3 protein-coding genes are annotated in these 2,140 nt (G+C 46.9%); 2 read left to right on the plus strand and 1 reads right to left on the minus strand.

Annotated features, from left to right (window positions below; all coding sequences use genetic code 11):
* Positions 1 to 1,175, minus strand: a 1,175-nt coding sequence (locus WBA23_RS09595) for a serine hydrolase domain-containing protein (protein WP_424582059.1), incomplete at its 3' end; no start/stop codon positions are given.
* A 102-nt stretch (positions 1,176 to 1,277) separates the two neighbouring features.
* On the opposite strand from WBA23_RS09595, the gene WBA23_RS09600 reads away from it, so the two are divergent.
* Together WBA23_RS09600 and WBA23_RS09605 are read left to right on the plus strand one after the other, a co-directional pair.
* Positions 1,278 to 1,631: a PadR family transcriptional regulator gene (locus WBA23_RS09600; protein ID WP_424582060.1), complete on the plus strand. Its 354-nt coding sequence runs from the start codon at positions 1,278 to 1,280 to the stop codon at positions 1,629 to 1,631.
* Positions 1,616 to 2,140, plus strand: a 525-nt coding sequence (locus tag WBA23_RS09605; protein ID WP_424582061.1) for a hypothetical protein, incomplete at its 3' end; no start/stop codon positions are given. The genes WBA23_RS09600 and WBA23_RS09605, both read left to right, overlap by 16 nt.

Below are 2,140 nucleotides of genomic sequence, written 5' to 3' on the forward strand. Positions count from 1 at the left end.
ACGTTGGTGTAGACCTGCATTACCAAATCGTTTTCAAAGTCAATAGTGTATTCGGAGCAATAGGCCCCGCCCCACTTGACCGAACCAACTGGAGCCTGATCGCCGTAGTGGCTGTTTTCGGTAATTACCATTAGGCCGTAGCCAAACTTATCGCGCCGATCCCACACCTCGGAGCCGCCAATCTGGTTGCGGGCCATCAGTTCTACCGTCAGTGGGCTGAGCAAACGCACGTTATTGTACTTTCCTTTATTCAGAATGATTTGGCAAACCTTCGCGTAATCGGCAGCGGTACTCACCAGTCCGGCTCCACCTAGGTAGTAAGTTTGAGCCCCACTGCGGGCAAAATTTTGGTAGGTTTCCTCTGGGCTAACTTCCAGTGAGGCTTCGGCTGATTCTTTAGTAAATAAGGTCACCAGCCGATTGGATTTTTCTTCGGGTAAATAAAAGTACGTATCGGTCATTCCCAATGGGGTAAATATATGCTGTTGGAAGTATTCAGCCAGCGACTGCCCGGAGATGACTTCCACCAATCGACCTAGAATATCGGTATTCGGACCGTAGGAAAAGTGCTCGCCCGGCTGGTGTACCAGCGGACGGTTGGCTAGTTGATCAATGGCATCTTCCAGTACGATACTATCCAGCGAAGCCAAAAACGGAATGTCAAAACCCTCTCGAGACCAGAGCGGATGCTCGTAGGGAATTCCGGCGGTATGCGTAAGTAAATCGCGAATCATAATTTCCCGGTTAGCCGGAACCGTTTCGTACTCCAACGTAGCCGAGTCGTAACTCGTGAGCACCTTCGGGTTAGCGAAGGCGGGAATGTACTTGGAAATGGGATCTTCCAGTAGTAAATGCCCCTGCTCGTACAGCATCATCACCGCAATGGAGGTAACCAGCTTGGTTTGGGAAGCAATGCGGAAAATAGCATCGGTCGCCATTGTCTCTTCTTGTTCAGAATCGGCCCAACCGTAGGCTTGATGATGAACGGTTTCACCCCGATGAATAATCATGGATACCGCGTGGGGAATATTTCCTTGGTCTATCCGACTCTGCAAAAAGGAATCAACTCGCGCCAGCCGCTCGGGTGAAAACCGTAGCTCATCCGAGGGCTGAGCTAAAACTGCGGCAGGATGGGCAAATAGTGCAAGAATGAATAAGAAGAGGCGGACTAACATAGTAGGTAGATTGTTTCCTAGCAAAATACGGAATTCAAGCAGCCAGAACAAAAACATATATATAAGATTGAAATATATAAGAATATTATATATAATTGCCTTATGTATTCATCTGAACTAATCAAAGGAACTGTCACCACGCTAATCTTAAAACTACTATCCGATAATCGCCGGATGTACGGCTACCAGATTACCCAAGCAATCACTAAGGCTACCGACGGAAAAATCACGCTGACGCTGGCCGCTATCTACCCAGTACTGCATAAACTAAAAGCCAAAGGGGAACTCACCACCGAAAAGGAGAAAGTGGGCAACCGGCTACGCATCTATTACTCACTGACTGATCAGGGCAACGACACTGCCCGAGCAAAACTCAAGGAATTTGCTGACTATCTGGCTACCATGAAATCGCTGCTAGAGATTAAACCGGGATTACAAAAATGTCTGACGGTATAATTCGACTGACAAAAGCCCAAATCAGCCTCATTAAAAAGCGCATTCAGCAGGAGGGCGTAAAAACTGCTGAATTAGCGGAAGACTTGCTGGATCATTTTTGCGTAGCGATTGAAGAAAAAATGGCGGAAGGGCAGCCGTTCGATACTGCTCTTGAGAATGCCTTTAACGCTTTACAAGAAGACGAACTGAAAGTAACCGAAATGAAGACCCAAGAAATGTTGGGGGGAAAAAAGGTTTTTTATCCCAACCTATTGCAAAGCTTTCTATTAGTACTTAGCGCTCTGCCTATTGCCTTGGTGGTTAGTTGGTTAGTACTTCAAGCGGTACAGGTGCTAGCAGTTGGAATAAACGATTTAGCACTTCGAGAACAGTGGATTAAGCAAACGTACCTGTTGAATGTAGGAATCACCAGTGTGTTTGCCCTCGGTGTTCCTATCGGATATACCATTTGGAGGAAAAGGCAAACACAAATCAAGCTACCCATTTTCTCATTTCGTGCCGTTCCAGCG

Origin of the sequence: Tunicatimonas sp., from assembly GCF_049647865.1 — a bacterium.
Lineage (GTDB): Bacteria > Bacteroidota > Bacteroidia > Cytophagales > Cyclobacteriaceae > Tunicatimonas.